This window comes from Rhizobium vallis (assembly GCF_003985155.1).
GTDB classification, from domain to species: Bacteria; Pseudomonadota; Alphaproteobacteria; order Rhizobiales; family Rhizobiaceae; genus Rhizobium; species Rhizobium vallis.
On record NZ_ML133690.1, the window covers coordinates 350,879 to 371,967 of the forward strand.

20 protein-coding genes and 1 pseudogene are annotated in these 21,089 nt (G+C 62.4%); 7 read left to right on the forward strand and 14 right to left on the reverse strand.

Annotation, left to right across the window (positions count from 1 at the left end; genetic code table 11):
* Positions 1-353: 353 nt before the first annotated feature.
* From EFQ99_RS17215 to EFQ99_RS17250, 8 genes and pseudogenes are all read right to left on the reverse strand, one after another.
* Positions 354-2,306, reverse strand: a complete 1,953-nt coding sequence (locus EFQ99_RS17215; RefSeq protein WP_126922206.1) for a mechanosensitive ion channel family protein — start codon at positions 2,304-2,306, stop codon at positions 354-356.
* A gap of 11 nt (positions 2,307-2,317) precedes the next feature.
* On the reverse strand, positions 2,318-3,532 hold the full coding sequence (locus EFQ99_RS17220) for an alpha/beta hydrolase (protein ID WP_126922207.1): 1,215 nt from the start codon (positions 3,530-3,532) through the stop codon (positions 2,318-2,320).
* Positions 3,533-3,737: 205 nt separating this feature from the next.
* The gene (locus EFQ99_RS17225; protein ID WP_126922208.1) at positions 3,738-4,325 is read right to left on the reverse strand and encodes a class I SAM-dependent methyltransferase; all 588 of its coding nucleotides are present in this window, start codon (positions 4,323-4,325) and stop codon (positions 3,738-3,740) included.
* Positions 4,315-4,650 carry a type II toxin-antitoxin system RelE/ParE family toxin gene (locus EFQ99_RS17230; protein WP_126922209.1) on the reverse strand — a complete coding sequence of 112 codons (336 nt, stop codon included), beginning with the start codon at positions 4,648-4,650 and terminating at the stop codon, positions 4,315-4,317. Before EFQ99_RS17230 ends, EFQ99_RS17225 begins: the two co-directional genes overlap by 11 nt.
* On the reverse strand, positions 4,634-4,885 hold the full coding sequence (locus EFQ99_RS17235; protein WP_126922210.1) for a ribbon-helix-helix domain-containing protein: 252 nt from the start codon (positions 4,883-4,885) through the stop codon (positions 4,634-4,636). The genes EFQ99_RS17230 and EFQ99_RS17235 overlap by 17 nt, the downstream gene beginning before the upstream one ends.
* Before the next feature lie 118 nt (positions 4,886-5,003).
* Positions 5,004-5,222: pseudogene (locus EFQ99_RS17240) on the reverse strand (PIN domain-containing protein); the annotation flags it as partial.
* Between the two features lie 7 nt (positions 5,223-5,229).
* Positions 5,230-5,439, reverse strand: a complete 210-nt coding sequence (locus EFQ99_RS17245; RefSeq protein WP_126922211.1) for an AbrB/MazE/SpoVT family DNA-binding domain-containing protein — start codon at positions 5,437-5,439, stop codon at positions 5,230-5,232.
* Between the two features lie 215 nt (positions 5,440-5,654).
* Positions 5,655-6,755, reverse strand: a complete 1,101-nt coding sequence (locus EFQ99_RS17250; protein ID WP_126922212.1) for a branched-chain amino acid aminotransferase — start codon at positions 6,753-6,755, stop codon at positions 5,655-5,657.
* Positions 6,756-7,058: 303 nt separating this feature from the next.
* Here EFQ99_RS17250 and EFQ99_RS17255 point away from each other — a divergent pair, with 303 nt between their 5' ends.
* Positions 7,059-8,279 (forward strand): aminotransferase-like domain-containing protein, encoded by a 1,221-nt coding sequence (locus tag EFQ99_RS17255; RefSeq protein WP_126922213.1) that lies wholly within the window; start codon positions 7,059-7,061, stop codon positions 8,277-8,279.
* Positions 8,280-8,343: 64 nt separating this feature from the next.
* On the opposite strand, the gene EFQ99_RS17260 is transcribed toward EFQ99_RS17255, so the two are convergent.
* The 4 genes from EFQ99_RS17260 to EFQ99_RS17275 form a co-directional block, all read right to left on the reverse strand.
* A complete protein-coding gene (locus tag EFQ99_RS17260; RefSeq protein WP_126922214.1) occupies positions 8,344-10,050 on the reverse strand; it encodes an adenylate/guanylate cyclase domain-containing protein in 1,707 nt (568 codons plus the stop codon).
* Between the two features lie 194 nt (positions 10,051-10,244).
* The gene (locus tag EFQ99_RS17265; RefSeq protein ID WP_126922215.1) at positions 10,245-11,288 is read right to left on the reverse strand and encodes a DUF2278 family protein; all 1,044 of its coding nucleotides are present in this window, start codon (positions 11,286-11,288) and stop codon (positions 10,245-10,247) included.
* A 95-nt stretch (positions 11,289-11,383) separates the two neighbouring features.
* Positions 11,384-12,442, reverse strand: coding sequence for an aldo/keto reductase (locus tag EFQ99_RS17270; protein WP_126922216.1), 1,059 nt, complete (start codon positions 12,440-12,442; stop codon positions 11,384-11,386).
* A 149-nt stretch (positions 12,443-12,591) separates the two neighbouring features.
* Entirely contained in the window at positions 12,592-13,062 is a 471-nt protein-coding gene (locus EFQ99_RS17275; protein WP_126922217.1) for a MarR family winged helix-turn-helix transcriptional regulator, read from the reverse strand.
* A 216-nt stretch (positions 13,063-13,278) separates the two neighbouring features.
* Between EFQ99_RS17275 and EFQ99_RS17280 the strand changes: the two genes are divergently transcribed.
* The 4 genes from EFQ99_RS17280 (at position 13,279) to EFQ99_RS17295 (ending at position 17,922) form a co-directional block, all read left to right on the forward strand.
* On the forward strand, positions 13,279-14,046 hold the full coding sequence (locus tag EFQ99_RS17280) for an alpha/beta fold hydrolase (RefSeq protein ID WP_126922218.1): 768 nt from the start codon (positions 13,279-13,281) through the stop codon (positions 14,044-14,046).
* A gap of 189 nt (positions 14,047-14,235) precedes the next feature.
* The gene (locus tag EFQ99_RS17285) at positions 14,236-15,213 is read left to right on the forward strand and encodes an ABC transporter substrate-binding protein (protein WP_126922219.1); all 978 of its coding nucleotides are present in this window, start codon (positions 14,236-14,238) and stop codon (positions 15,211-15,213) included.
* 7 nt (positions 15,214-15,220) lie between these two features.
* Positions 15,221-16,915, forward strand: a complete 1,695-nt coding sequence (locus EFQ99_RS17290) for an ABC transporter permease (protein ID WP_126922220.1) — start codon at positions 15,221-15,223, stop codon at positions 16,913-16,915.
* Entirely contained in the window at positions 16,903-17,922 is a 1,020-nt protein-coding gene (locus EFQ99_RS17295) for an ABC transporter ATP-binding protein (RefSeq protein ID WP_126922221.1), read from the forward strand. Before EFQ99_RS17290 ends, EFQ99_RS17295 begins: the two co-directional genes overlap by 13 nt.
* Before the next feature lie 31 nt (positions 17,923-17,953).
* Here the strand turns inward: EFQ99_RS17295 and EFQ99_RS17300 are convergent, their stop codons facing one another.
* A complete protein-coding gene (locus tag EFQ99_RS17300) occupies positions 17,954-18,175 on the reverse strand; it encodes a hypothetical protein (protein WP_126922222.1) in 222 nt (73 codons plus the stop codon).
* Between the two features lie 114 nt (positions 18,176-18,289).
* On the reverse strand, positions 18,290-18,658 hold the full coding sequence (locus EFQ99_RS17305; protein ID WP_126922223.1) for a DUF4189 domain-containing protein: 369 nt from the start codon (positions 18,656-18,658) through the stop codon (positions 18,290-18,292).
* 197 nt (positions 18,659-18,855) lie between these two features.
* Between EFQ99_RS17305 and EFQ99_RS17310 the strand changes: the two genes are divergently transcribed.
* Positions 18,856-19,965 carry an endonuclease/exonuclease/phosphatase family protein gene (locus EFQ99_RS17310; protein WP_126922224.1) on the forward strand — a complete coding sequence of 370 codons (1,110 nt, stop codon included), beginning with the start codon at positions 18,856-18,858 and terminating at the stop codon, positions 19,963-19,965.
* 8 nt (positions 19,966-19,973) lie between these two features.
* Complete coding sequence (locus EFQ99_RS17315) at positions 19,974-20,744, forward strand: NUDIX hydrolase (protein ID WP_126922225.1); 771 nt, start codon at positions 19,974-19,976, stop codon at positions 20,742-20,744.
* The last annotated feature ends 345 nt before the right edge of the window (positions 20,745-21,089 follow it).

A 21,089-nucleotide genomic window follows, 5' to 3' on the forward strand; every position in this document is an offset into this window, starting at 1 on the left:
CTGGCTGCAACATACGGATTGGTAAGGTACAGGGCGGATGAGAACGCGATCGCGGGCCGGTGATCAGGAAAGGAGCCGCGAACAACGGCGTCGTGGACAACGCGCATGATAATGACTGGCGCGCCGTGTGGCCCCCTCATCCGACCCTACGGGCCACCTTCTCCCCGCCGGGGAGAAGAGGGAGCAAGGCGTTCGTGCAATGCCCAGCGATCCGTCTGTTTAAAGGCACGCCATCAAATGGGATCGTGGCGAAGCGGCATTCTCCCTCTTCTCCCCAGCGGGGAGAAGGTGGCCCGTAGGGTCGGATGAGGGGGCCGCACGGCAGGGCGTCAACGGCCGCTTGCTGCCACGCCTCACTTCGCCGGCGTCGCCGCACTCGCCTGCTGGGCTCGGATCGCCTGGGCGGCCGCGGCTGCGCCGCCGTCCTTGTCGTCGCCTCCGACCTGCACGGTCGGCTGGGCGAAGGCGATGCCGTTTGACAGGAAGACTTCGCGGATCTTGGCGTAGGCCTTGCGGCGGACATAGGTCTGCATGCCGGGAACCGTGGTCATGGCAAAACTCAGCACGATCCCGTAGTCGGCGAATTCCTCGACGCCTTTCATCTTCAAAGGCTCGATGAAGAGCTTGCCGAGTTCGGCATCCTCCTGAAGTTCGGCGCCGACTTTCTTGGTCAGCTTGCGCGCCTTCTCGATATCGGTGTTGAAGCCGACCGTGATCCTGAACTTGTCGATGACCCAGTCGCGGCTCATGTTCTCGACGGCGCCGAGTTCGCCGAAGGGCACGGTGAAGACGGGGCCGCGATGGTGGCGCAGCCGGACCGAGCGGAGGCTGAAGCCTTCCACGGTTCCCTTGTAGTCCTTGGCCTGGATGTATTCGCCGACGCGGAAGGCGTCATCCAGCATGTAGAACACACCGCTGATCACATCCTTGACGAGGGTTTGCGAGCCGAAGCCGATGGCGACGCCGAAGATGCCGGCGCCGGCGATCAGCGGTCCGATCTGCACGCCGAGCTGCGCCAGCACGATCAGTCCCGCCATAACAGCGACGAGGACGGCGAGCGCATTGCGGAAGATCGGAAGAAGCGTGCGGAACCGCGCTCGCCTCGCGGCGTCCGCCGGCGCGAGAGAGGTCGTGTCGGTCGCCACGCGCAGCGTTCGATCGATCCAGCCTTTTACCAGCTGCCAGAGAAGATCGGCGCAGACGAGGATCAGGACGCTCTTCAGCCCGCCGTAGAACAATGCGACGACGAAGGGATCGCGCTGGCCGAGCGTATCCGGATTGAGCTGCCAGACGAGCGCGAGCCACCCCACGGCGAGCGCGATGACCGCAGCGCGTGCGCCTCTGACGATCAGGATGCCGCGAAGGCTGGCAGGGTCGCTGATGAAAGAGCCTGCGATGCGCCCCGTCGTATTGAGGATCGACGGCAGGACAAGCGCATAGATGCCGATCCAGAAAAGGCCTCTCATGTTGACGCACCAGATCAGCCACAGCACGACGAGGAATGCGGCCACGGCGGCTTTCCACGCCCGGGATCGCTGCGAGGTCGCCCACACGGCCTCGATTGCGAGGATGAGCCCGATGACGGAGAAACAGTAGCTGATTGCACCGGTGACAACAGGCGGAACGCCAAGGGGGTTGCCGACGGCCGCCGTCGCAGCGGCCAGAGAGACGACAGCGAAGATGATCGTGAGCCTCACGCGCAAGGGTGCGGCGATATCGGCTGCCGACAAACATACGATTGCCAGGCGAAACAGAATGAAGGCGGAGAGATAGGCGAGCAGCGTGACGCGGGCGAGAGGCGGCCATTCCACCGCGAAGAAGACGATCGCCATGGCACCTGCGAAGATGCCGACCGGGGCCAGGCGTCCAAGGAGCGTCTCGCGGCGCGCGACCAGCCGGCCGTAGAGTGCCTCGGCGAGAAGACCGAGAGCGACCAGTCCGCCGAAAATGACGAAGACCGGTGCGTAGCCCCGGCTCGTGGCATCCTGCCGCGCCCTGAGGGCGGCAGCCGTTACTTCGGCGGGTATCGCCGGTATCGCAGCGATGATCTCATGAACGCGCGTCCGTGCCGCGGTCTCCCAGTCGGCCAGATTGGAGGTGCCTGCCGGCGAAGCCGGGCTTGTCGACGAAGCGGGGCTCGCCGCAGGTGCGCCGGCCTCCTTCCGGCTGTTCAGCCAGGCCTGCACATCAGGGTCTTGAAGAAGGCGGACGAGTTCGTCGATCTTCTGTTGCGGCGCGGCGGGCGCCTGCGCCATAGCGTTGAATGCGAGGAAAAGCCCGGCGATGAGAGACAGAATCCGTTTCATGCCGGTCCTCCCTATTGCGTCAGCGGCTGCGGCTTCAGATCGCCGCCAAGCGTATCGCTGGCCTGCTGCTGCTTTCTCCTTTGCGTCAGCGGCTGCTCGATGATCGTGGCCGGAACCGCGACGGCGGTGGCCGCCACCGTGCCGATGTTCGTAACGGTCCCGCCGACCACGGCCGTGATGCCCTGGCCGAGCGTGACGTTTGAATCGGTCAGCGTCTGGCCGGTCATCAGGCGCTGACCGATGAGTTGGACGATCTCGGGGCTTTCGGCGAACTTGCCGTGATTGAGCCCATCGCCTGACTTCACCTTGGTCAGATCGATTGCGGTGATGCCGGCTTTCTCAAGCTTGGAGCGATAGGGTTCTTCCGCCGGATTGATCGCGCCGAGACGGGAGACCCGGCCGGTGATGAAGCTTGAAATCGCAAGAGCCTTGTCATCCTGGGACACGAAGATCGTGAATTTCGGATGCGGAACGCCCATTTCGACGAACTGCTTGGCGAAGACCTGGATGTCGATATCGGGAGAAGCGAGGATGACGTTGTGGATCTTCGCATTCACATGGCCGTCGCGTATCCCCATCTGCCGCAGCGATTCCATGGCGAGCCAGGTTCCCATCGAATGCGCCAGGATGGTGATATCCTTGACATCGGGGTCGGCGGCCAGCGTGCGCAGAGCCTGCTCCAGTCCGGTGCGGGAATAATTCGTGCTTTCCTTGTCGTATTGGTATGCCGTGATCGCAGCACGCGACGGCCAGGTGAACAGCACCGGCGTCGCCTGCATCTTGCTGTCATGCACGATCTGCGCCAGCCGGAAGACGGAATCCTCGTAGGTGTTGTTGAAGCCGTGGATGAACACCAGCGCGTGGCCGCCAACCACATGCTGCCCGAACCATTTTCTCCCCTCGGCGATCGTGTCGATCTGCCGGACATTCGTCACGGCGAAATCCGTTGCCGGATTGGGCGGAAGGCGCTTGGGCCACTGCACCGTGCCCGGCTCGCGCTTTGGCGGGATCGAGACCGTGATCTGCGTCAGATGCGGCTTGGAGGCGCGCTCGCCGTTGAACAGCGTAGCCGGGTCGCCCGATGGTTCGCGCGTGGTCGCCACCAGCATCGCCACCTGGGACGTCGGGGGAGCGGAAGCCGAAAGCGGAACCGGCGTCATGACGCCATCGGGATGTCCACAACTTGTCAGAAGAAGGAGAAGGAGAGGGACACTACGTTTTACCATGTACGCGTTCCAGCTATCACCTGGGGAGCATGCGCATCTCAAGAGCAGATGCTAGCAGCCGGCGTGTAGCGAAGCCTGTAGCATCACGTAATATCTATGCGGATGAACCCGCCATGATGCTAAATTGCCACGTCTGCCAAAGGACGGCAATAGGCCTGTCCCGACGCCCGCCAGGTCGTGCCTTCGGAGCCAAAAGCGCCTGTTTTCACCGTCTTGCACTCACCACTAGCCAGCGGGTCGGTTTGCCGTCGTAGCCGCCGCCATCGTGCTCGGCGATGGCAAGGTTGCGCCAGCCGCCTTTCGTCAGAAGCTCCGACAGCCATTCGGCGGAGGGGTAGTTGTAGTAGCGCCCGAGGCCGTCATGGCCCTCGGCTTTCCCGGCTTTGAAGCTCGCGTGGAGGAGGCCGCCTGGTTTCAGGGCGCGGCGGATGCGGGCGAAGACGTCGGGCAGTTCGGGCCGGGGGGCATGGAGCAGGCTCGCATGCGCCCAGACGCCGTCATAGGCGCTTTCAGCGTCGAGCTCCTGGAACAGCATGACCTTCACGGGTCGGCCGAGCCGTGCCTCTGCCTGCCTTGCAAGTTCGGCCGAGCCGTCGGTCGGCGTCACGTCGAAGCCTTGCGACAGCATGTAGGCGCTGTCCTGCCCGCCGCCGCAGCCGAGTTCCAGGATCGCGGTACCAGGCGAAAGCCGGGCCAGGAAGGCATCGAGCTGATGTTTCGGCAGGTTGCGCGCCCGGTTGGCATATGCCGTTGCGTTTTCCCGGTAAAAGGCGGCGGTGCTGTCATTGGGCATGCGGGTCGGCCGGGCGGGATCGTCGGCTGGATTGAAGGTGCCGTTCGGGAAGCCGGTCGGCGCCGATGATGTCGAGGACGAGGATGCCATCGGGTATTTCGCGATAGAAGGCGACATGGCGCATGTGGAGGAGGCGGCGAAGGCCGGCGCCGAGCTCTTCGCATTCGTCTCCCATGGAAGGCACGCGCGAAAGAAGCACGAAGATCCTGTCCCAATCGAGAAGGTAGGCATCGGCCTGGGCCTCGCCGAAATGCAGGCTGGCATATTCGTCGATGCCTGAGAGCACGGCGTCCGCTGTTCGGGTCAGGCTATAGGTAGCTGTCACGCAGTTTCGCCTTCGTTTCCAACAGGATATCGGGGATGCGCCGGTCGCTGACGCCGCTCTCCTCGGCCAGCCTCAGAATGTCACGCAGTTCGTCGTCGTCGAGCTTGCGGTGGTCCTGATCCTTCAGGACGAGCTCCGCCAGGAATGCGTCGGCACTGTCGTATCTGCCGCTTGCGACACGGCGCGCGACGTAGTCCGCCAGATGATCCGGAAGCGAGATCGTCATTTTCGCCATTGAATTCGGTGCCGTCCGTGCATGCCGGCTTTCAGCTGTCCCTGATGCCAGATTACCATTCCCCCGACTGTGATAGAAGCGTTAACCGCCGCCGTCGAGCACTTGGGTCACATGCAGGTCAGTCTTTTTTGTCGATGTAGAGGACGCGCTCGAGCCCCTTGAAATGGGCATCGCATGTCAGGATATCGGCATTGTGGCGCTCGGCCGCCGCATAGATGATCGCGTTGGCGGTGGCGAGCTTCAAGGCTGCGGATATTTCGGCGGCGCGGCGAGCGAGCACCGTGTCGAGGGGCACCACAATGCATCTGGCAGTATAGGCGATGAAGCTATCGACGGCTCGCGCTTTAGAAGCGGTCGTTACGGTCGCGATAGTTTTCCTTGTCCGCCCCCTCGGCGATACCGCGAAGGTCGCCAAGTGTGAGAACCGGCATCAGCAGAACACCTTTGCCCTTGGGAATGAACACGAATTCTTGCCCCGCCGACCAATTCTGCTGTTCGCGCACTTCCTTGGGAATGGAAATCTGGAATCTTGTGGAGAGAGTCGCGGTCGCCATCTTACCTTTCCGCTGTCGGTTAGTGGATGCCAAGAATTCACTTGGCATCGGTCAATGGCGAGCCGTTTTTGGCTTAGCGCTATTTCGGTCGCCAAATGGGAAGTTGGCGATGGTTTTTCCCGGTTGACTCGGCCCCGTCGTCTTTTGCGGCAAGGCGGAAAGCGGCGCCCACCATGTCGGTGTCGACGCCGCCGTTCGCGTGGAAGGTCCGGAGTTCAGGCCGTGATGAGGCGCGTCCAGCCGTGCTCGTCGTTTGTTACGCCCTTCTGCAGGCTGACGAGCTGCTGGCGCAGTTCTGTGGTCAGCTTGCCGGTCTGTCCGTCTCCGACCAGAAACTCGCCGCCGGCATGCCGAACCAGGCCGATGCCCGCCAGGACCGCGGCGGTGCCGCAAGCGAAGGCTTCGACCAGCTTGCCGCTGGCAGCGTCGGCCTGCCATTCCGCGAAGGAGTAGGGACGCTGCTCGACGCGCAAGCCCTTTTCTCCAGCGAGCGTGATCACCGAGGCCCGGGTGATGCCCGGCAGGATCGTGCCGCCAAGGGGCGGGGTCACGATCGATCCATCATTCATCACGAAGAAGACGTTCATGCCGCCGAGTTCTTCGACCCAGCGATGCTCCGCGGCATCCAGGAAGACGACTTGGTCGCAGCCCTTCTTGGCGGCTTCCGCTTGCGCCACGAGGCTGGCTGCGTAGTTTCCGCCGCATTTAGCAGCGCCGGTGCCGCCGCTGGCTGCACGGGTGTATTCGGTCTCGACCCAAAGGGAGACGGCCTTCGCGCCGCCCTTGAAGTAGGCGCCGACCGGAGAGGCGATGATGCAGAAGACATATTCCTGAGCCGGACGAACGCCGAGAAACGCCTCATTGGCGAACATGAACGGGCGCAGATAGAGGCTGGCGTCGCCCGAGGGTATCCAGTTCTTATCGACTCGGACCAGCTCTTCGACGGCCTTCAGAAAAAGTTCTTCCGGTACCTCCGGCATTGCCATGCGGGCTGCCGACTGCGCGAAGCGGCGGGCGTTTTCTTCCGGCCGGAAGAGCAGGATGCGGCCGTCGTCGGCCTTGTAGGCCTTCATGCCTTCGAAGATTTCCTGCGCGTAGTGCAGCACGGCGCTGGCCGGATCGAGTTCCAGCGGCCGGCGCGGCGTCACCTTCGCATCGTGCCAGCCCTTGTCGGCCGTCCAGCGCGCCAGGACCATGTGATCCGTGAAGACCTTGCCGAAGCCGGGCGTCTCCAGGGCCTTGATGCGGTCTGCGTCGGGGACGGGAGACTTGTGGAATTCGATTGTGATTTCAGGAGAGGTCGACGTCGCGGTCATGCTGGCACCTTGATAGTCCATTGAATAATGGGCGGCACACTACTGCCCCCGAGCCGGTTTTGGAAAGGACTGAATCGGCCGGTTTCGGCTTTTTGACCAGAGGAATAGTCGCTCGAAGCGGCAAATTTCACGCAACGGGCCAGGGCATTTGCGGGAAACCTCCAATGTCCGTCCGATTGGCCCGGGCTCTCGAAGGCTGGGCCTTCCAACTTTGTCACAGTGACAAGAAAATAGGTCAGTATTGTTGACATAAATTTCCCCACGTGATCAGCTGCGGATATTAGAAAATAAGAGGAAACCCCCATGCTGAACTGGGATACCATGTTTGCGTCGCGCTCGTCGCGCATGCGCGCATCCGAGATCCGCGAGCTGCTGAAGCTTCTCGACCGGCCCGACATCATTTCCTTTGCCGGCGGCATTCCGGACCCGGCGCTGTTTCCGGATCAGGAATTCAAGCAGGCCTATGCCGATATCTTCTCAGGCGCCGCCGTCAATTCGGCGCTGCAATATTCGGTCAGCGAGGGCTACAAGCCGCTGCGCGAATGGCTGGTCGGGCAGATGGCCGCGCTCGGCATCCCTTGCGATCTCGACAACGTCTTCATCGTCTCCGGCTCGCAGCAGGGGCTGGATTATCTCGGCAAGCTCTTCCTCTCGCCTGATGATACCGCACTCGTGACCTGGCCGACCTATCTCGGCGCGCTGCAGGCCTTCAACGCCTATGAGCCGGCCTATGACCAGCTGACGCCGAGCGGCAACCGGACGCCCGACTCCTATCGCGCAGCCGCAGCCGCTGCCGGCGGCAAGGTGAAGTTCGCCTATCTCTCCGCCGATTTCTCCAATCCCACCGGTGAAACGGTCGATCTTGCCGGCCGCAAGAAGGTGCTGGCGCTTGCCGAAGAGCTCGATATCGCCGTCATCGAGGATGCGGCCTACCAGTCGCTGCGCTACGACGGCGATCCGATCCCGCCGATCCTGGCGCTTGAAATCGCCGAGAAGGGCCATATCAACGATACGCGCACGATCTATTGCGGCAGCTTTTCCAAGACGCTGGCGCCAGGCCTTCGCGTCGGCTTCATCGTCGCCAATGCGCCCGTCATCCGCAAACTGGTGCTGATGAAGCAGGCGGCAGACCTGCATTCCTCGACGATCAACCAGATGGCGATTTCAGATGTCGCCGAGCGCGGCTTCGACGCACAGGTCGCCAAGATCAAGGCCGTTTATGGCAGACGGCGCGACTGCATGCTGGCTGCGCTTCAGAAATACATGCCCGATGGCACCAGCTGGACGAAGCCGGAAGGTGGCATGTTCATCTGGATCACGCTGCCGGAAGGCATGGACGGCGCCAAGCTGCTCGCCAAATCGCTCGAAACCGCCAAGGTCGCCTTCGTGCCCGGCAAGGCCTTCTTCGCCGACGGCTCCGGCGCCAACACCTTCCGCGTCAGCTTCTCCTGCGCCAATGAGAAGATGATCGAGGATGGTATCAGCCGGCTCGGCAAGCTGATTGCGGCGGAGATTGGTGGCTGAGTGAGAGGTTGAGGGGCGGCAGGCTATTGAAGCGAAGGTTGATGAGAGCCGTTGCCGCCCGCTGTCACGTCTCCGGCAGGCCGGCCTTTCGGAAGCCGTCCACAAAGTGGTCTCGTACCGATGCATCGCGCAGCGGCTGGGAGCTGAGCCAATGGCCGATCGTGAAATGAGGGTGGGCGATCAGGAACAATTCTGCTTCTCGCCGCGCCTCCTCATGATGGCCCAACTGCGCAAGCGTAGCCGCCAGGAATTTGCGTGAGTTCGTACGATACGTTTCTTCCCTGCGGAGTGTCGCTTTCGCCGCCTCATAGTCACGCGCGGCATATTGCGCCTGCCCGAGATGACAAAGATACCAGCACGCTGGATAGGGATTAAGCCGCAGAGCTTTTTCGATCTGCGCCAGTCCGTCGGCAACCCTGCCATCCAGCACTGATATGTCCGACATGGCGGCCCAGGTGTCAGCGTGGTTGGGGTCCAGCTCCAGGGCCTTGGCGAAGGCGGCCTCCGATTCCTCCCATCGCCGCTCATAAGCCAAAATGGTCCCCAGAACGTAACGGCACCCGGCATCGTTGGGATCGAGGTCGACCGCCTTCTGCGCAGATGTCGTCGCCATGCGACGGTTCGGGTCTTCGGGCTCGCCGAAATGAGTCCAGGCAAGCCAACGGTTATAGGCGAGCAGACCGAGCGCCTCGGCATATGATGGCTCGAGCTTAACCGCGCGTTGGAGCAGCATATGGGCCTCACGCTCAGTTTGCGGCGACTCTTCCGTCAGAAGGCGGGCGCGCACACACAGATCGTAGGCCTCAAAGTTTTTCGGCCGATTGCGTGGCGTCGGGATGGTCAGCCGGCCGACGAGGGCTTCAACAATCTTGGCGTTAACCTCGTCCTGTAATTCGAAAACATCTTCCACCGTCCTGTCAAACCGCTCGGCCCACAAGTGCCCGCCGCCAAGCGCGTCGACCAATTGGGCATTGATGCGGACACGGCCCATTGCGCGTCTGGCGCTCCCCTCCAGGACGTAGCGGACGCCGAGTTCCTGGGCGACCAGCCGTACGTTGACCGGCTTGTCCTTGTAGGCGTACACGGAATTGCGCGCGATGACGAACAGGCCAGCCGTACGGGAAAGGTCGGTGATCAGGTCTTCGGTCAAGCCGTCGACGAAGGGCGCGTCTGCTTCATCCCCACTCATATTCGTGAACGGCAGTACAGCGATCGAGGGAATTTCGGGCAGCGGCAATATGCTCTGCAGCGCATCCGGCCAATGCCACACGTGGACCGGGCGAGTGAGGTTCTTCAGGTAGCGCTCGCCTGCATCAAAGAAGAGGTCGTCGATCTTGCCGACGATCTCGCCCTGAACGCTGGCTGAAATGCAGATACCTCCCGGCGCGGCCTGCGTCTCCAAGCGCGCCGCGACATTGACTCCGTCGCCGAGGACGTCTGAACCGTCGTCAATGACATCTCCCAGATTGACGCCTACACGTAAAAGCAGGTGCCGGTCTCCGGAAGCCTCAACAGCAGTGGTGGCCCGTTGTATTTCCAACGCTGCTGCGACCGCTTCTACCGCGCTACCGAATTCGATCAGGAAGCCGTCGCCCACGACCTTGAAGATGCGACCATTGTGACGCATCACAGCCGGCTCGATAATGCCAGAACGGAGTTCCCTGAGGTTCGCCAGCGTTGCGACTTCATCTGCCTCCATCAGGCGTGAATATCCCACCACATCGGCAACGACGATGGCGGCAAGGCGACGCTGGAGAGATTGACCCGTCATGTGAGGACAAGCCTAATGACCGACTTCACAAATTACTGTTCAACCGCGGGTGAGTCAACAAGTTCGCCCTCCAGATGCGGCCAGTCTCCTTCCGGCCGAAAGCGGTCCTTGGTGGCATTTGCAACATAATTTCGAACAGACTCGATCGAGGACGTCGCCTCACACTCCTTCTCGCCAACCAGGCAGAACCCCAATCAAAAGATCGTCGTCCAGCCTTCGTTCGCCGTCTCGCTCTTGCCGTAGCCGACGCGGTCGGCCACGGCGTCTTCGCGGTTGCGCAGAATGATATCGCCGCCCTTGTTGGCGAGCTGCGGGCCGCCGGCTGCGGCGTTGAGCGCTATGGTGCGCAGTTCGCCGGCGGCAATCGTTCCCGACAGCGTCTGGGTTCGGCCGTTATCGTCCTCCAGCTTCCAGCCGTCGAGCGATACCGATATGTCGGAGCGGTTGATGAGCGTCACCGTCTCGGCTTCCACGCCGCCTGCACCGTTCACCGGGTTGATCAGCGCGGCGATGATGCGCAGTGAGGAGGCGACGACCGGCTGCGGCCGGCGGGTGCCTTCGCCGCGGCCCTGGCCGCCGCTACTATCGGAAACAGGATGGCCGGTTGCGGCGTTGGTGTTCCAGCTCTGCGACTGGAAGCAGAGGAAGATCGCCGCCCATTCGTTGGTATCGTTGAAATGGACGAGCAGCGCGCCGTCCTGGTTCGGCGCATTGGTGGCCTTGAAGCTGCCGCCGTCGCCCTGGTTCATGTGGATATCGTGGATGCCGTTGCCGGGTTCGAAGCGGAAATATTCGTCCGGCTTGTTATTCTCAGGGCCCCAGGCCTCGCCGAAGGCGTAGAAATGCACGTCGGTATCGGCAATGCCTTCCTGGACGATCGGCTCGATGAAATCGCGCAGATCGTTCTTCGGACCGGAGAGCTGGAAGGGCGCGACATTCATGTCCTCGCGCTCGATCAGCCCGCCGCGGACATAGTCGATCGCCAGCTCCGGATGATCGTTGCGGATGTCGGTCAGGCCCATCGGCAGGGCTTCGAGCGCCTCGGTCAGCGCTCCATGCTTGAAATCGACGATGTTGGCATAGAGCAGCTCGTGCGGCGATTCCTTGGAGCGGACGTTGAGCGCGATGCGGTAGCTGACGCCGTTCGCCTCAATGCGGATCTCGATATGGGGATCGTTGTCGTCATCGAGGGCGAGCGCGCTGGCGGTGCCCTTCAGGACCTTGTAATTCTTCAGCATGGCGAGCCTCCCTGGCGATGCGGGATCTCACGATAGCACGGTGAAAGTGCATCTTTTGTGACGCATCACTTTCACCGTGCAATGCCGTAACTGCTTTATTGCTTGATATGCGGGCCGAAAAGCTCGAGATCGGCTTCACCAAACCTGTCGCTCGCCGTGTTCAGCTGGTGCCAGTAGGGATAGATCACCGGCGGCAGGCTGACGGCGTCGAGGCGCTTGCGCTCCTCATCCGTGAGCTTCAGTTCGGCGGCGGCGATGTTGTCGCGGAACTGGGCTTCGGTGCGCCCGCCGATGATAACAGAGGTGACCGCCTTGCGGCCGATCAGCCAGGCGAGCGCAACTTGAGCGGCCGAAACGCCGCGCTCCTCACCGATCGCGACCAGCGTCTCGACGATGTTCCAGAGGCGGTTCTCGTCGCGGATCGGCGGCTCGGTCCAGCCGGCGAACTGGCGCGTGCCTTCGGGCGCCGCCTGGTTGCGGCGGTGCTTGCCGGAAAGCAGGCCGCCGGCGAGCGGGCTCCAGACCAGCACGCCGAGGCCCTGGTCGATCGAAATCGGCAGCAGCTCGTATTCGGCGTCGCGGGCTTCGAGCGTATAGTGGATCTGCTGGCTGACGAAGCGTTGGTAGCGATGCTCGTTGGCGATTCCGAGCGCTTTCATGAGGTGCCAGCCGGAATAGTTCGAGCAGCCGACGTAACGCACCTTGCCCTGCCGGATCAGGGTGTCTAGCGCTTCCATCGTCTCTTCGAGCGGCGTCTGGCCGTCCCATTCATGCACCTGGTAGAGGTCGATGACATCGGTCTTCAGGCGCTTCAGGCTCGCCTCGCATTCGCGGATCAGGTGGTAGCGCGAGAGCCCGCTGTCGTTCGGGCCTTCGCCCATGCCGAAGCGGGCTTTGGTCGCGAGCAGCACGCCTTGCGGCCGCTTGCCGCCGAGAACTTCGCCGATGATGTTTTCGGATTCGCCCGATGAATAAACATTGGCGGTGTCGATGAGGTTGATGCCGGCATCGATGCACATGTCGATCATCTTCTTGGCCTCGGCGGTGCCGAGATCGCCGACCATCTTTGCCCAGCCGACGCCGCCGAAGGTCATCGTGCCCATGGTCAAAGTCGAAATCTTCAGGCCGGAACGGCCGAGCAGACGATATTCCATTGAAATTCCTCCCTCATGGAAAACACAGGATTGACGTACCTCAGCGCGGCGAAATGGCAATGGCGGCGTGTTCACGCCTACGTGAGGTTAGGCAAGATTGTGGGCGTCGGCATCGTCCGGCCGTGTGACGTGCCGGGTGTCGCCCCGCGTCAGGTCTCTTCGCTGTTCTTCTTGTGAATGTTGTCGCGGATGGACGCAATCGTTTCGCGGATCTTATCGACCGTTGCAGCGTCGAGACCGACGGCCTTTCCGATGCAGTCGAACACAGGGGCGGTACGGCTCTTCAAGGCGTGCCCCTCCTTCGTCAGGCGCAAGAGGACCTGGCGCTCATCGGCGGGATTTCGGTTGCGGGTGACGAGGCCGCCATTCTCCAGCCGCTTCAAGAGCGGGGTGAGGGTGCTCGAGTCGAGAAACAGGGTCTCGCCCAGGTCTTTCACCGTGCGGTCGTCACGCGCCCATAATGTGGTCATTACCAGGAATTGCGGATAGGTGAGATCCAACTCGTCGAGCAGCGGGCGGTAAAGCTGGTTAAACGCATGGCCTGCCGAATAGATTGAAAAGCAGAGCATTTCATCTACTTGTGGCACGCTGGTGAGATCATCTGGTGTGGCGTCTTTCATGACCTTCTCCTCAGGGTCAATATAATTTGTGCGCGATCTATTTGCAAGCTATTGACGTCTCCGCCTCGCTGACTTATTTAGATCGCGCACAAGGAAATCGCCTACAAGACATATAGGGGAATGCGGACGGACTGCCGCGTCAGGAGATGCGGAAACGAGTGATCGCCTTCCCGTACGAAATCTTAGTCAAACCCAACCGTTGAAAGGAAATGACCAATGTTCAAATTTGCTGCTGTCGTCGCCCTGGCGGGCGCGCTTCTTTCCGGTACTGCCGTTGCCGAGACGGCCAAGCCGACCGTCGTCCTCGTCCACGGCGCCTTTGCCGATTCCTCCAGCTGGAACGGCGTCGTCGAAATCCTGCGCAAGGACGGCTTCCCGGTCGTGGCTGCAGCCAACCCGCTGCGCAGCGTTTCCAATGACGCCGCCTATGTGTCCGACGTGGTCGCCAGCATCGCCGGTCCGGTCGTTCTCGTCGGCCATTCTTATGGCGGGCAGGTGATCTCGACTGCCGCAAACGGCCACGACAACGTCAAGTCCCTGGTCTATGTCGCGGCCTTCGCGCCTGATGCAGGGGAATCGGTTGCCGATCTTGCCGGCAAGTTTCCGGGCGGCACACTCGGCGCAGCGCTTGCTGCTCCGGTGAAGCTGAGCGGAGGCGGCGTCGATCTCTATATCGACCAGGCGAAGTTCCATGACCAGTTCGCCAGCGACGTGCCGGCTGAACAGGCTGCCCTGATGGCGGCGGCGCAACGGCCGGTCACTGACACAGCTCTCAACGAAAAGTCGGGCGAACCCGCCTGGAAGAAGCTGCCGTCGTGGTTCGTCTATGGCACCGGCGATAAGAACATTCCGGCCGCAGCCCTCGCCTTCATGGCCGAGCGGGCAAAGTCGAAGCACACCGTCGTGGTCGAGGGCGCTTCCCACGTCGTGATGGTTTCGCAGCCGCAGAAGGTGGCGGACCTCATCGAAGAGGCCGCGAAGTAACGGTCGATCAGGGCCACGGCGCGCAAGTGCCGTGGCCGGGTTTTTGACAAGCATGAGCCTGCATGCGGGGCAGCGATCGACTGGGGTTTGCACTGATGGCTTGCCGGCGTCCAGCGGCCGCGGCGCCTGTCACATCCCTGTCAACGGCCCCGAATAAGGGGAGGGGTGACCGCAATGAGGATCTCTCCCATGAAAACGATCGTTTCCGCCGCTGCACTTCTTGCCGCGAGCCTTCTCGCCATTCCGGCGTCTGCCGCAAACCTGGTTCTCTATACCAGCCAGCCGAACGAAGACGCGCAGGCGACGGTCGATGGGTTCATGGCCGCCAATCCCGACATCAAGGTTGATTGGGTGCGTGACGGCACGCCGAAGATCATCGCCAAGCTGCAGGCCGAGATCCAGGCCGGCAACCCCGTTGCCGACGTTCTCCTCATTGCAGACGTGGTGACGCTGGAGCGCCTCAAGGAAGACGGCAAGCTGCTTGCCTACAAGTCGCCTGAGGCAGCGCAGTATGACGCGGCACTCTATGATGCCGACGGCTATTATTACTCGACCAAGCTGATCACCACGGGCATCATGTACAACACTTCGGCCACGATGAAGCCTGCGAGCTGGAAGGACCTGACCAAGCCTGAGGCCAAGGGCCTCGTCACCATGCCGAGCCCGCTCGCTTCGGGTGCCGCTCTCATCCACGCCCAGACGCTCGCCGCCGTTCCCAGCCTCGGCTGGGATTTCTACAAGTCGCTGCAGGCCAACGGTGCGATCGCTGCCGGCGGCAACGGCGCCGTGCTGAAGTCGGTCGCCTCTGGCGAAAAGGCCTATGGCGTGGTCGTCGATTACCTACCGATCCGCGAGAAGGCCAAGGGCGCTCCGGTCGAGTTCGTCTTCCCGAGCGAAGGCGTGTCCGCCGTTACCGAGCCGGTCGGCATCCTGGCGAGCAGCAAGAACGCCGACGCCGCCGAGAAGTTCGTCGATTACGTGCTCTCGGAAAAGGGCCAGGAAGGTTTCCTCAAGCTCGGCTATATCCCGGCCCGCAACGGCATGAAGGTTCCGGAAGGTTTCCCGGCGCGCGACACGATCAAGGTCCTGCCGATCAAGGCGGCTGAAGCATTGAAGAATACCGATCAGGATCTGAAGACCTTCTCGGGCATTTACGGCTCGAACTGATCCTTCCATGCAAGGATATGTCAAAACAGGAAACAGCCAGCCCGTCTGGCTGTTTCCTTTTGTCGTTGCGGTCGTACTGATCCTCAGCGTGCTGCCGCTCGCGCGCCTTGCCATGGTCGGGATCGCGGCCTTCGCCAATGGCGGCGTGATCGATGTGCTGAGCGCGCCGTCGCTCTGGTCGGCGACCTATTACACTGTTCTCACATCGGTTCTCGGCACAATCATCTCGCTCGTGATCGGCTGCCTCTTCGCCTTCCTGCTGACGCTGACCGACATTCGCGGCAAGGGGCCGCTCAGCTTCTTCTTCGTACTGCCGATGATGATCCCGCCGCAGGTGACGGCGCTTGCCTGGGTGCAGATGTCAGGCCCCTCCAGCCCGCTGCTGAAGGCGCTTGATATCGCCCCGCCGCTCGGCTCGCCGCAGCCGCTCTATTCGGTGGGCGGCATCGCACTGCTCTATGGCGTGCAGCATGCGCCGCTGGTCTACCTCGCGCTCAGGGCCGGGCTGATGACGCTGCCGCGCGACGGCGTCGAGGCGGCGCGGCTTTCCGGCGCCTCCAGCCTGCGGGTCTTCCGCGATATCATCGTGCCTCTGTCGCTGCCTGGCATCATCGCGGGGGCGGCGATCTCCTTCGTTTCCTGCACCGGCAATTTCGGCATACCCGCCATTCTCGGCATTCCCGCCTCGATCTTCACGCTGCCGACGTTGATCTTCACCAAATTCTCCGCCTTCACCAGCCGCACTTTCGGCGATGTCGCCGTGCTCTCGGCGATCATTGCAATGATTTCGGTCGCGGGACTGATGATCCAGGACCGGGCGCTCAGAGGCCGCGATTACCGCGTCATCGGCCTGTCGGGTGCGAGTGCCGCTTTCGAGCTCGGCGCCTGGCGCCTACTGTTCACGCCCTTGCTCTGGGCGATCCTGTTCTTCATGCTGGCAGCACCCTTCTTCGCGCTGGTTGCCGGCGCGCTGGTGCCGGCCTATGGCGTGCCGCTCACCTTCAAGACCATGTCGCTGCATGCCTTTCAGGAGATCCTGTTCCGGCAGGCGGTGACGCGCACCGCTTTCATCAACTCGCTGTCGCTTGCGAGCGCCACCGCAGTTGGTCTTCTCGTGGTGACGGTGCTTGCCGCCGATACGCTGACGCGGCGCAGGGATGCGGTGTCCCGCATCGTCTCCAGCTTGATCGAGATACCCTATTCGCTGCCCGGCATCGTCATGGCGGTGTCCTTCATCCTCGTCTTTGCCGCGCCGATCCCGCTCCTGCATGTCTCGCTCTACGGCACGATCTGGATCATCCTGATCGCCTATTTCTCCTCCTTCTTCGCCGTCAGCCTGAAACCTGTCGTCAGCGCTTTCCATCAGCTCGATCCGGCATTGGAAGAAGCGGCGCGGCTTTCCGGTGCTGGTTTCTTTCGCCGGCTCTGCGATATCATCGTGCCGCTGATTGCGCCCGCCGCCGGCGCCTCGGTCATCCTCGTCTTCCTGATCGCCTGCAACGAGCTGACGATTTCGGCGCTGCTCTGGTCGGCCGGCACCCAAACGCTGGGTGTCGCCATCTACAATCTCGACGACAGCGGCAGCTCGGACCTTGCCTCGGCGCTTTCGGTGCTCGTCGTTCTCATGGTCGTCGCCATGATGGTGCTGCTCGAACTTTTGGCCAAACGCCTGCCGAAAGGGGTGGTCCCATGGCGCAACTGATCCTCAACCGGGTGGCCAAGGATTTCGGCACCGGGCGGGCTGCCGTCAGAGATTTTTCGCTCGATGTGCGCGAGGGCGGCTTCCTGGCGCTGCTCGGCCCTTCCGGCTGCGGCAAGACGACGGTGCTGCGGATGATCGCCGGTTTCGAGACGCCCTCGGACGGTTCGATCCATCTCGGCGAACGGCTGCTGGCAGATGCCGCGCAGTCTCTGCCGCCTGAGAAGCGCAACATGGCGATGGTCTTCCAGTCCTATGCGCTCTGGCCGCATATGAGCGTGGCGGAGAACGTCGGTTATCCCCTGAAAGTGCGAGGCATATCAGGCGAGGCCTACCGGGCGAAAGTGCGCGATGCGCTCGGCACCGTCCGGCTTGCCGACTACGCCGAGCGGCGGCCGGCCGATCTCTCCGGCGGCCAGCGCCAGCGCGTGGCGCTTGCACGCTGCCTGATGACCTCGCCCGACGTCGTGCTGCTCGACGAGCCGCTCGCCAATCTCGACCGGCACCTGAAGCAGGAGATGGAGGAGACGTTCCGCGAGTTCCACCAGCGCTCGGGCGCGACGATGATCTATGTCACCCACGACCAGAGCGAGGCGATGGCGCTCGCAACCGACGTCGCCGTCATGTCCGAGGGCCGGCTGCTGCAGGTGGCCGCACCGGCCGAAATCTATGCCCGGCCGGAAGGGCGCATCGTCGGCGAGCTGATCGGACGCGGCGCGATCCTGACCCTGCCGGTCATGGGCGGCGAACGCCGGCTGGAATGGGACGAGCTTGAGGATGCGCTGCATGCCGCCAATACCGATGGCGCCGATATCCTGGTACGGCCGGAGGATGTGGTGATCGGCGGAGAGGGCGCGCGGGCTATCGTCGAATCCGTGCTCTTCGAGGGCGAGCGTTATGCCGTCAAGCTGACACTCGGCAACGGCCAGACGCTGCGCGCCTTCAGCCGGGTGGCTGTGGTGTCCGGTGAGGTGGTACGCGTCATCATCCGCGCCGGCTGGCGGCTTTGAGCAAGGCGTGCCTGAAAATTACAGCGACAGCTCAAAAGCTAAAGCCCGATGAATCGTCGAGAAGAAGCATTCCCTTGTTGGTCCAACGGCCACCTAGGGGCGCTGGCTCAACCAGCCCGTAAGCGGTGAGAACCTCGACCGCCAGTTCGCCGGCATGCATCGCCTTGTGATTCAGATAGCCGTTGCCTTCGCTTATGTATTGTTCACACATCCACGCCAGCGCTTTCAGTATCTCTTTCTCTTCGAGGGTCATGACTTAAGGGGCTCCAGCACGCCTAAAATTCATAAATGAAATCAGAGGTCACATCACCTCACCGATCGCCGCCACCGTTCCTTGGCGCCATGGCTGTCGGCAACCTAGCCGGGCTTATTCGCCGCCCGAACACTGCCAGCGAATGACGCGGCAGCTGCCGGTCTGCCTGCTGCAACTGCCGATCGCCTGGCGCTGCGCCTCGCGGCGGTCGTAACCCCAGCCGGAGCCCCAGCCGCCGCGGCTGCCGACCGCCACCGCGCCGCAGCCGTTGCGGAACCAGATAGCGATGCGGCAGTCATTTGTGCTGTCGTCACAATTGCGGCGGGCGACGGTTTCGGCGGCACCGCGGCTTCCATAGGCATAGGACCAGCCGGTGGCGCCTGATGACGGCGAATAGGCGATAGCGCCATAGGTGTCGGCGAGCGCCGGGCCGGCGCCGGCAAGGAGTGTCAGAACTGCAAGCGATGCCAGAATTCGTTTCATGAAATGCCCCCGCGTGCGAATCGGCGATTGCCGTCCGCGGCAAACTATCAGAGGCCGGTGGCGGAATGTCAGCAGCCTAAGTCACAGCTGGACGCTTCCGGCTCCAAAAGCCTCGGCTGTCCGCATTTTTCTTGGCCGTGCCATCTTTTCCTGCCGCTTCTGCTGGTTAAGGTAGCGCCTGCAACCGGACTCATTCCATGTCGCTTCGCCTCGCCACTTTCAATGTCGAAAATCTGCTGACCCGTTTCGATTTCACCGGCTTCCGCAACCAGCTGCGCCAGGACCGCGTCATCAAGCTTTTCGAGGTGTCGAGCGAGGGCGTCTATCAGCAGCTCGAGCAGGCGCGGGTGATCGCCGCGACCGACGACACCAGGCAGATGACGGCGCTTGCGATTGCCGATGCGGATGCCGATATCCTCTGCCTGCAGGAAATCGACAATATGGCCGCGCTTCAGGCCTTCGAATACGGCTATCTCTTCCGCATGGTCGGAAACGGCTACCGGCAGAAGTTCCTTGTCGAGGGCAATGACAGCCGCGGCATTGATGTCGCCGTGCTGATGCGCGAGGAAACCCGAGACGGCCAGAAGATCGAGGTCAAGGACATCAGAAGCCACGCGATGACGACCTATCGCGATTTCGATCTCTTCGATGAGGAGCTGGCGCTTACCAACCGCATCGACGACAAGATCTTCAAGCGCGATTGCCTGGAACTCGATCTTCTGATCGGCGGCCGGCCGTTTTCGCTCTATGTCGTGCATTTCAAATCGATGGGTAATCCGCGCGAGGGGCTCGACGGGCGCCAGTCGACCATGCCGCTCCGCCGCGCCGAGGCGCGCGCCGTGCGCCGCATCATCGAGGAGCGCTTCGGCGCCGGCCATACGGATAAGAAGAGCTTCGCCATCTGCGGCGACATGAACGATTACCAGGAGCGCGTCGACGTCATCGGCCGGCGCGGCGCCGGCTATCATTTCGAGCATCAGGACGAGGCCGAAAGCGCGCTCGACGTCTTCAGCCATGACGGCTTTGCCGAAAACGTCGTGCGCCGCCGCGATGTGCTCGACCGCTGGACGCTCTATCATTCCCGTGGGCCGCAGGAGCAGTGGCTCTGCCAGCTCGACTATCTCTGGCTCTCGCCCGCACTCGCTGCCCACAATGCCGGCCGCCTGCCCGAAATCATCCGCAACGGCCAGCCCTATCGCACCATCTTCCCGCCGGGGCAGGAGGTGGAGCGTTACCCGCGCACCGGCTGGGACCGGCCGAAAGCCTCCGATCACTGCCCCGTCGTCATGACACTGGATCTTCCCTGAGAACGAACATGAAAACCAATTTGAACGTGAATTTTCAGAACACCGATTTTTCCGATGATTTCGCTGGCTGGCCGCCGGAGGCCACGGTCTTCCCGATCGCCGGCGTCGACCTCAAAGTCCTGCCCGGCACCCATCCCTTCGTCATCGCCGAGGAAGCGGCGATCCGCGAGAATTGGACGAGGGAGACCGCCGCCAACCCTGCGCTCTTCGACGGGCGCCTCGTCTTCCAGCGGCAGCTGTCGTTTGGGGAGGATGGGATCTCGGGCGAGGGCTACGTCACTCCCTTTTCCGCCTTCATGTGGTGGCGCCGCCAGCCGGAGCGCCAGGGCGGCATTCACGTCTTCGCCTATCCGGTGCTCGAAAGCGCCGATGGCGCGCTGGTGGCGATCCGCATGGGCGCCCATACCGCCAATCCCGGCCAGGTCTATTTCGCCGCCGGCTCGCTGGAGGCGGAAGATATCGTCGATAACAGATGCGACATCGAGGCAAACATGCGCCGCGAGGTCCACGAGGAGACCGGGCTCGACCTCGCCCAATCCGTGGCGGGGCAGGGGCTCTTCGCCAGCCACAACCGGCGCACGGTGACGCTCATCCGGCTCTTCCGATTCGACATGACGGCTGAGGAGATGGTGAAGCGGATCGAAACTCACATGCTGGTGGCCGAGGACAAGGAAATCGCCGGCGCCGTGGCAATCCGCTCGGCCGATCACGCGGCTCACCCCTACAACGTCGCCATGCTGCCTGTCATCGACTGGTATTTCGGCAAGGCGCGCGTGTAAGAGATAAGGGCCAAGATACCATAGGGTGAGGCTTCTCGGATGCACCATGCCTGGGTTCCTCGGCGCCGGCGTGCCGTGTTGCACCCCCCTCTGCCCTGCCGGGCATCTCCCCCACAGGTGGGGAGATCGGCTGGGCGGACCCGCTCGTTCCAACATTGATTGTTTGGGGAGATTCCATCTCCGATTCGATCTCCCCCCTTGTGGGGGAGATGCCCGGCAGGGCAGAGGGGGGTGCAACACGGCATACCCTCTCTCGATTCCTGTGACAGCTGCCCGTTCGGACACGCCCCTAACACCGCTCCCCAAAAATCGAGATATAGTTTTCATTAACAATCACGCATAAAA

What these genes read in the sequence shown, in the direction of transcription:
- EFQ99_RS17215 (WP_126922206.1), bottom strand. Translation starts at nt 2,306, where the DNA reads ATGAAACGGATTCTGTCTCTCATCGCCGGGCTTTTCCTCGCATTCAAC.
- EFQ99_RS17220 (WP_126922207.1), bottom strand. Translation starts at nt 3,532, where the DNA reads ATGGTAAAACGTAGTGTCCCTCTCCTTCTCCTTCTTCTGACAAGTTGT.
- EFQ99_RS17225 (WP_126922208.1), bottom strand. Translation starts at nt 4,325, where the DNA reads ATGCCCAATGACAGCACCGCCGCCTTTTACCGGGAAAACGCAACGGCA.
- EFQ99_RS17235 (WP_126922210.1), bottom strand. Translation starts at nt 4,885, where the DNA reads ATGGCGAAAATGACGATCTCGCTTCCGGATCATCTGGCGGACTACGTC.
- EFQ99_RS17245 (WP_126922211.1), bottom strand. Translation starts at nt 5,439, where the DNA reads ATGGCGACCGCGACTCTCTCCACAAGATTCCAGATTTCCATTCCCAAG.
- EFQ99_RS17250 (WP_126922212.1), bottom strand. Translation starts at nt 6,755, where the DNA reads ATGACCGCGACGTCGACCTCTCCTGAAATCACAATCGAATTCCACAAG.
- EFQ99_RS17255 (WP_126922213.1), top strand. Translation starts at nt 7,059, where the DNA reads ATGCTGAACTGGGATACCATGTTTGCGTCGCGCTCGTCGCGCATGCGC.
- EFQ99_RS17260 (WP_126922214.1), bottom strand. Translation starts at nt 10,050, where the DNA reads ATGACGGGTCAATCTCTCCAGCGTCGCCTTGCCGCCATCGTCGTTGCC.
- EFQ99_RS17265 (WP_126922215.1), bottom strand. Translation starts at nt 11,288, where the DNA reads ATGCTGAAGAATTACAAGGTCCTGAAGGGCACCGCCAGCGCGCTCGCC.
- EFQ99_RS17270 (WP_126922216.1), bottom strand. Translation starts at nt 12,442, where the DNA reads ATGGAATATCGTCTGCTCGGCCGTTCCGGCCTGAAGATTTCGACTTTG.
- EFQ99_RS17275 (WP_126922217.1), bottom strand. Translation starts at nt 13,062, where the DNA reads ATGAAAGACGCCACACCAGATGATCTCACCAGCGTGCCACAAGTAGAT.
- EFQ99_RS17280 (WP_126922218.1), top strand. Translation starts at nt 13,279, where the DNA reads ATGTTCAAATTTGCTGCTGTCGTCGCCCTGGCGGGCGCGCTTCTTTCC.
- EFQ99_RS17285 (WP_126922219.1), top strand. Translation starts at nt 14,236, where the DNA reads ATGAAAACGATCGTTTCCGCCGCTGCACTTCTTGCCGCGAGCCTTCTC.
- EFQ99_RS17290 (WP_126922220.1), top strand. Translation starts at nt 15,221, where the DNA reads ATGCAAGGATATGTCAAAACAGGAAACAGCCAGCCCGTCTGGCTGTTT.
- EFQ99_RS17295 (WP_126922221.1), top strand. Translation starts at nt 16,903, where the DNA reads ATGGCGCAACTGATCCTCAACCGGGTGGCCAAGGATTTCGGCACCGGG.
- EFQ99_RS17300 (WP_126922222.1), bottom strand. Translation starts at nt 18,175, where the DNA reads ATGACCCTCGAAGAGAAAGAGATACTGAAAGCGCTGGCGTGGATGTGT.
- EFQ99_RS17305 (WP_126922223.1), bottom strand. Translation starts at nt 18,658, where the DNA reads ATGAAACGAATTCTGGCATCGCTTGCAGTTCTGACACTCCTTGCCGGC.
- EFQ99_RS17310 (WP_126922224.1), top strand. Translation starts at nt 18,856, where the DNA reads ATGTCGCTTCGCCTCGCCACTTTCAATGTCGAAAATCTGCTGACCCGT.
- EFQ99_RS17315 (WP_126922225.1), top strand. Translation starts at nt 19,974, where the DNA reads ATGAAAACCAATTTGAACGTGAATTTTCAGAACACCGATTTTTCCGAT.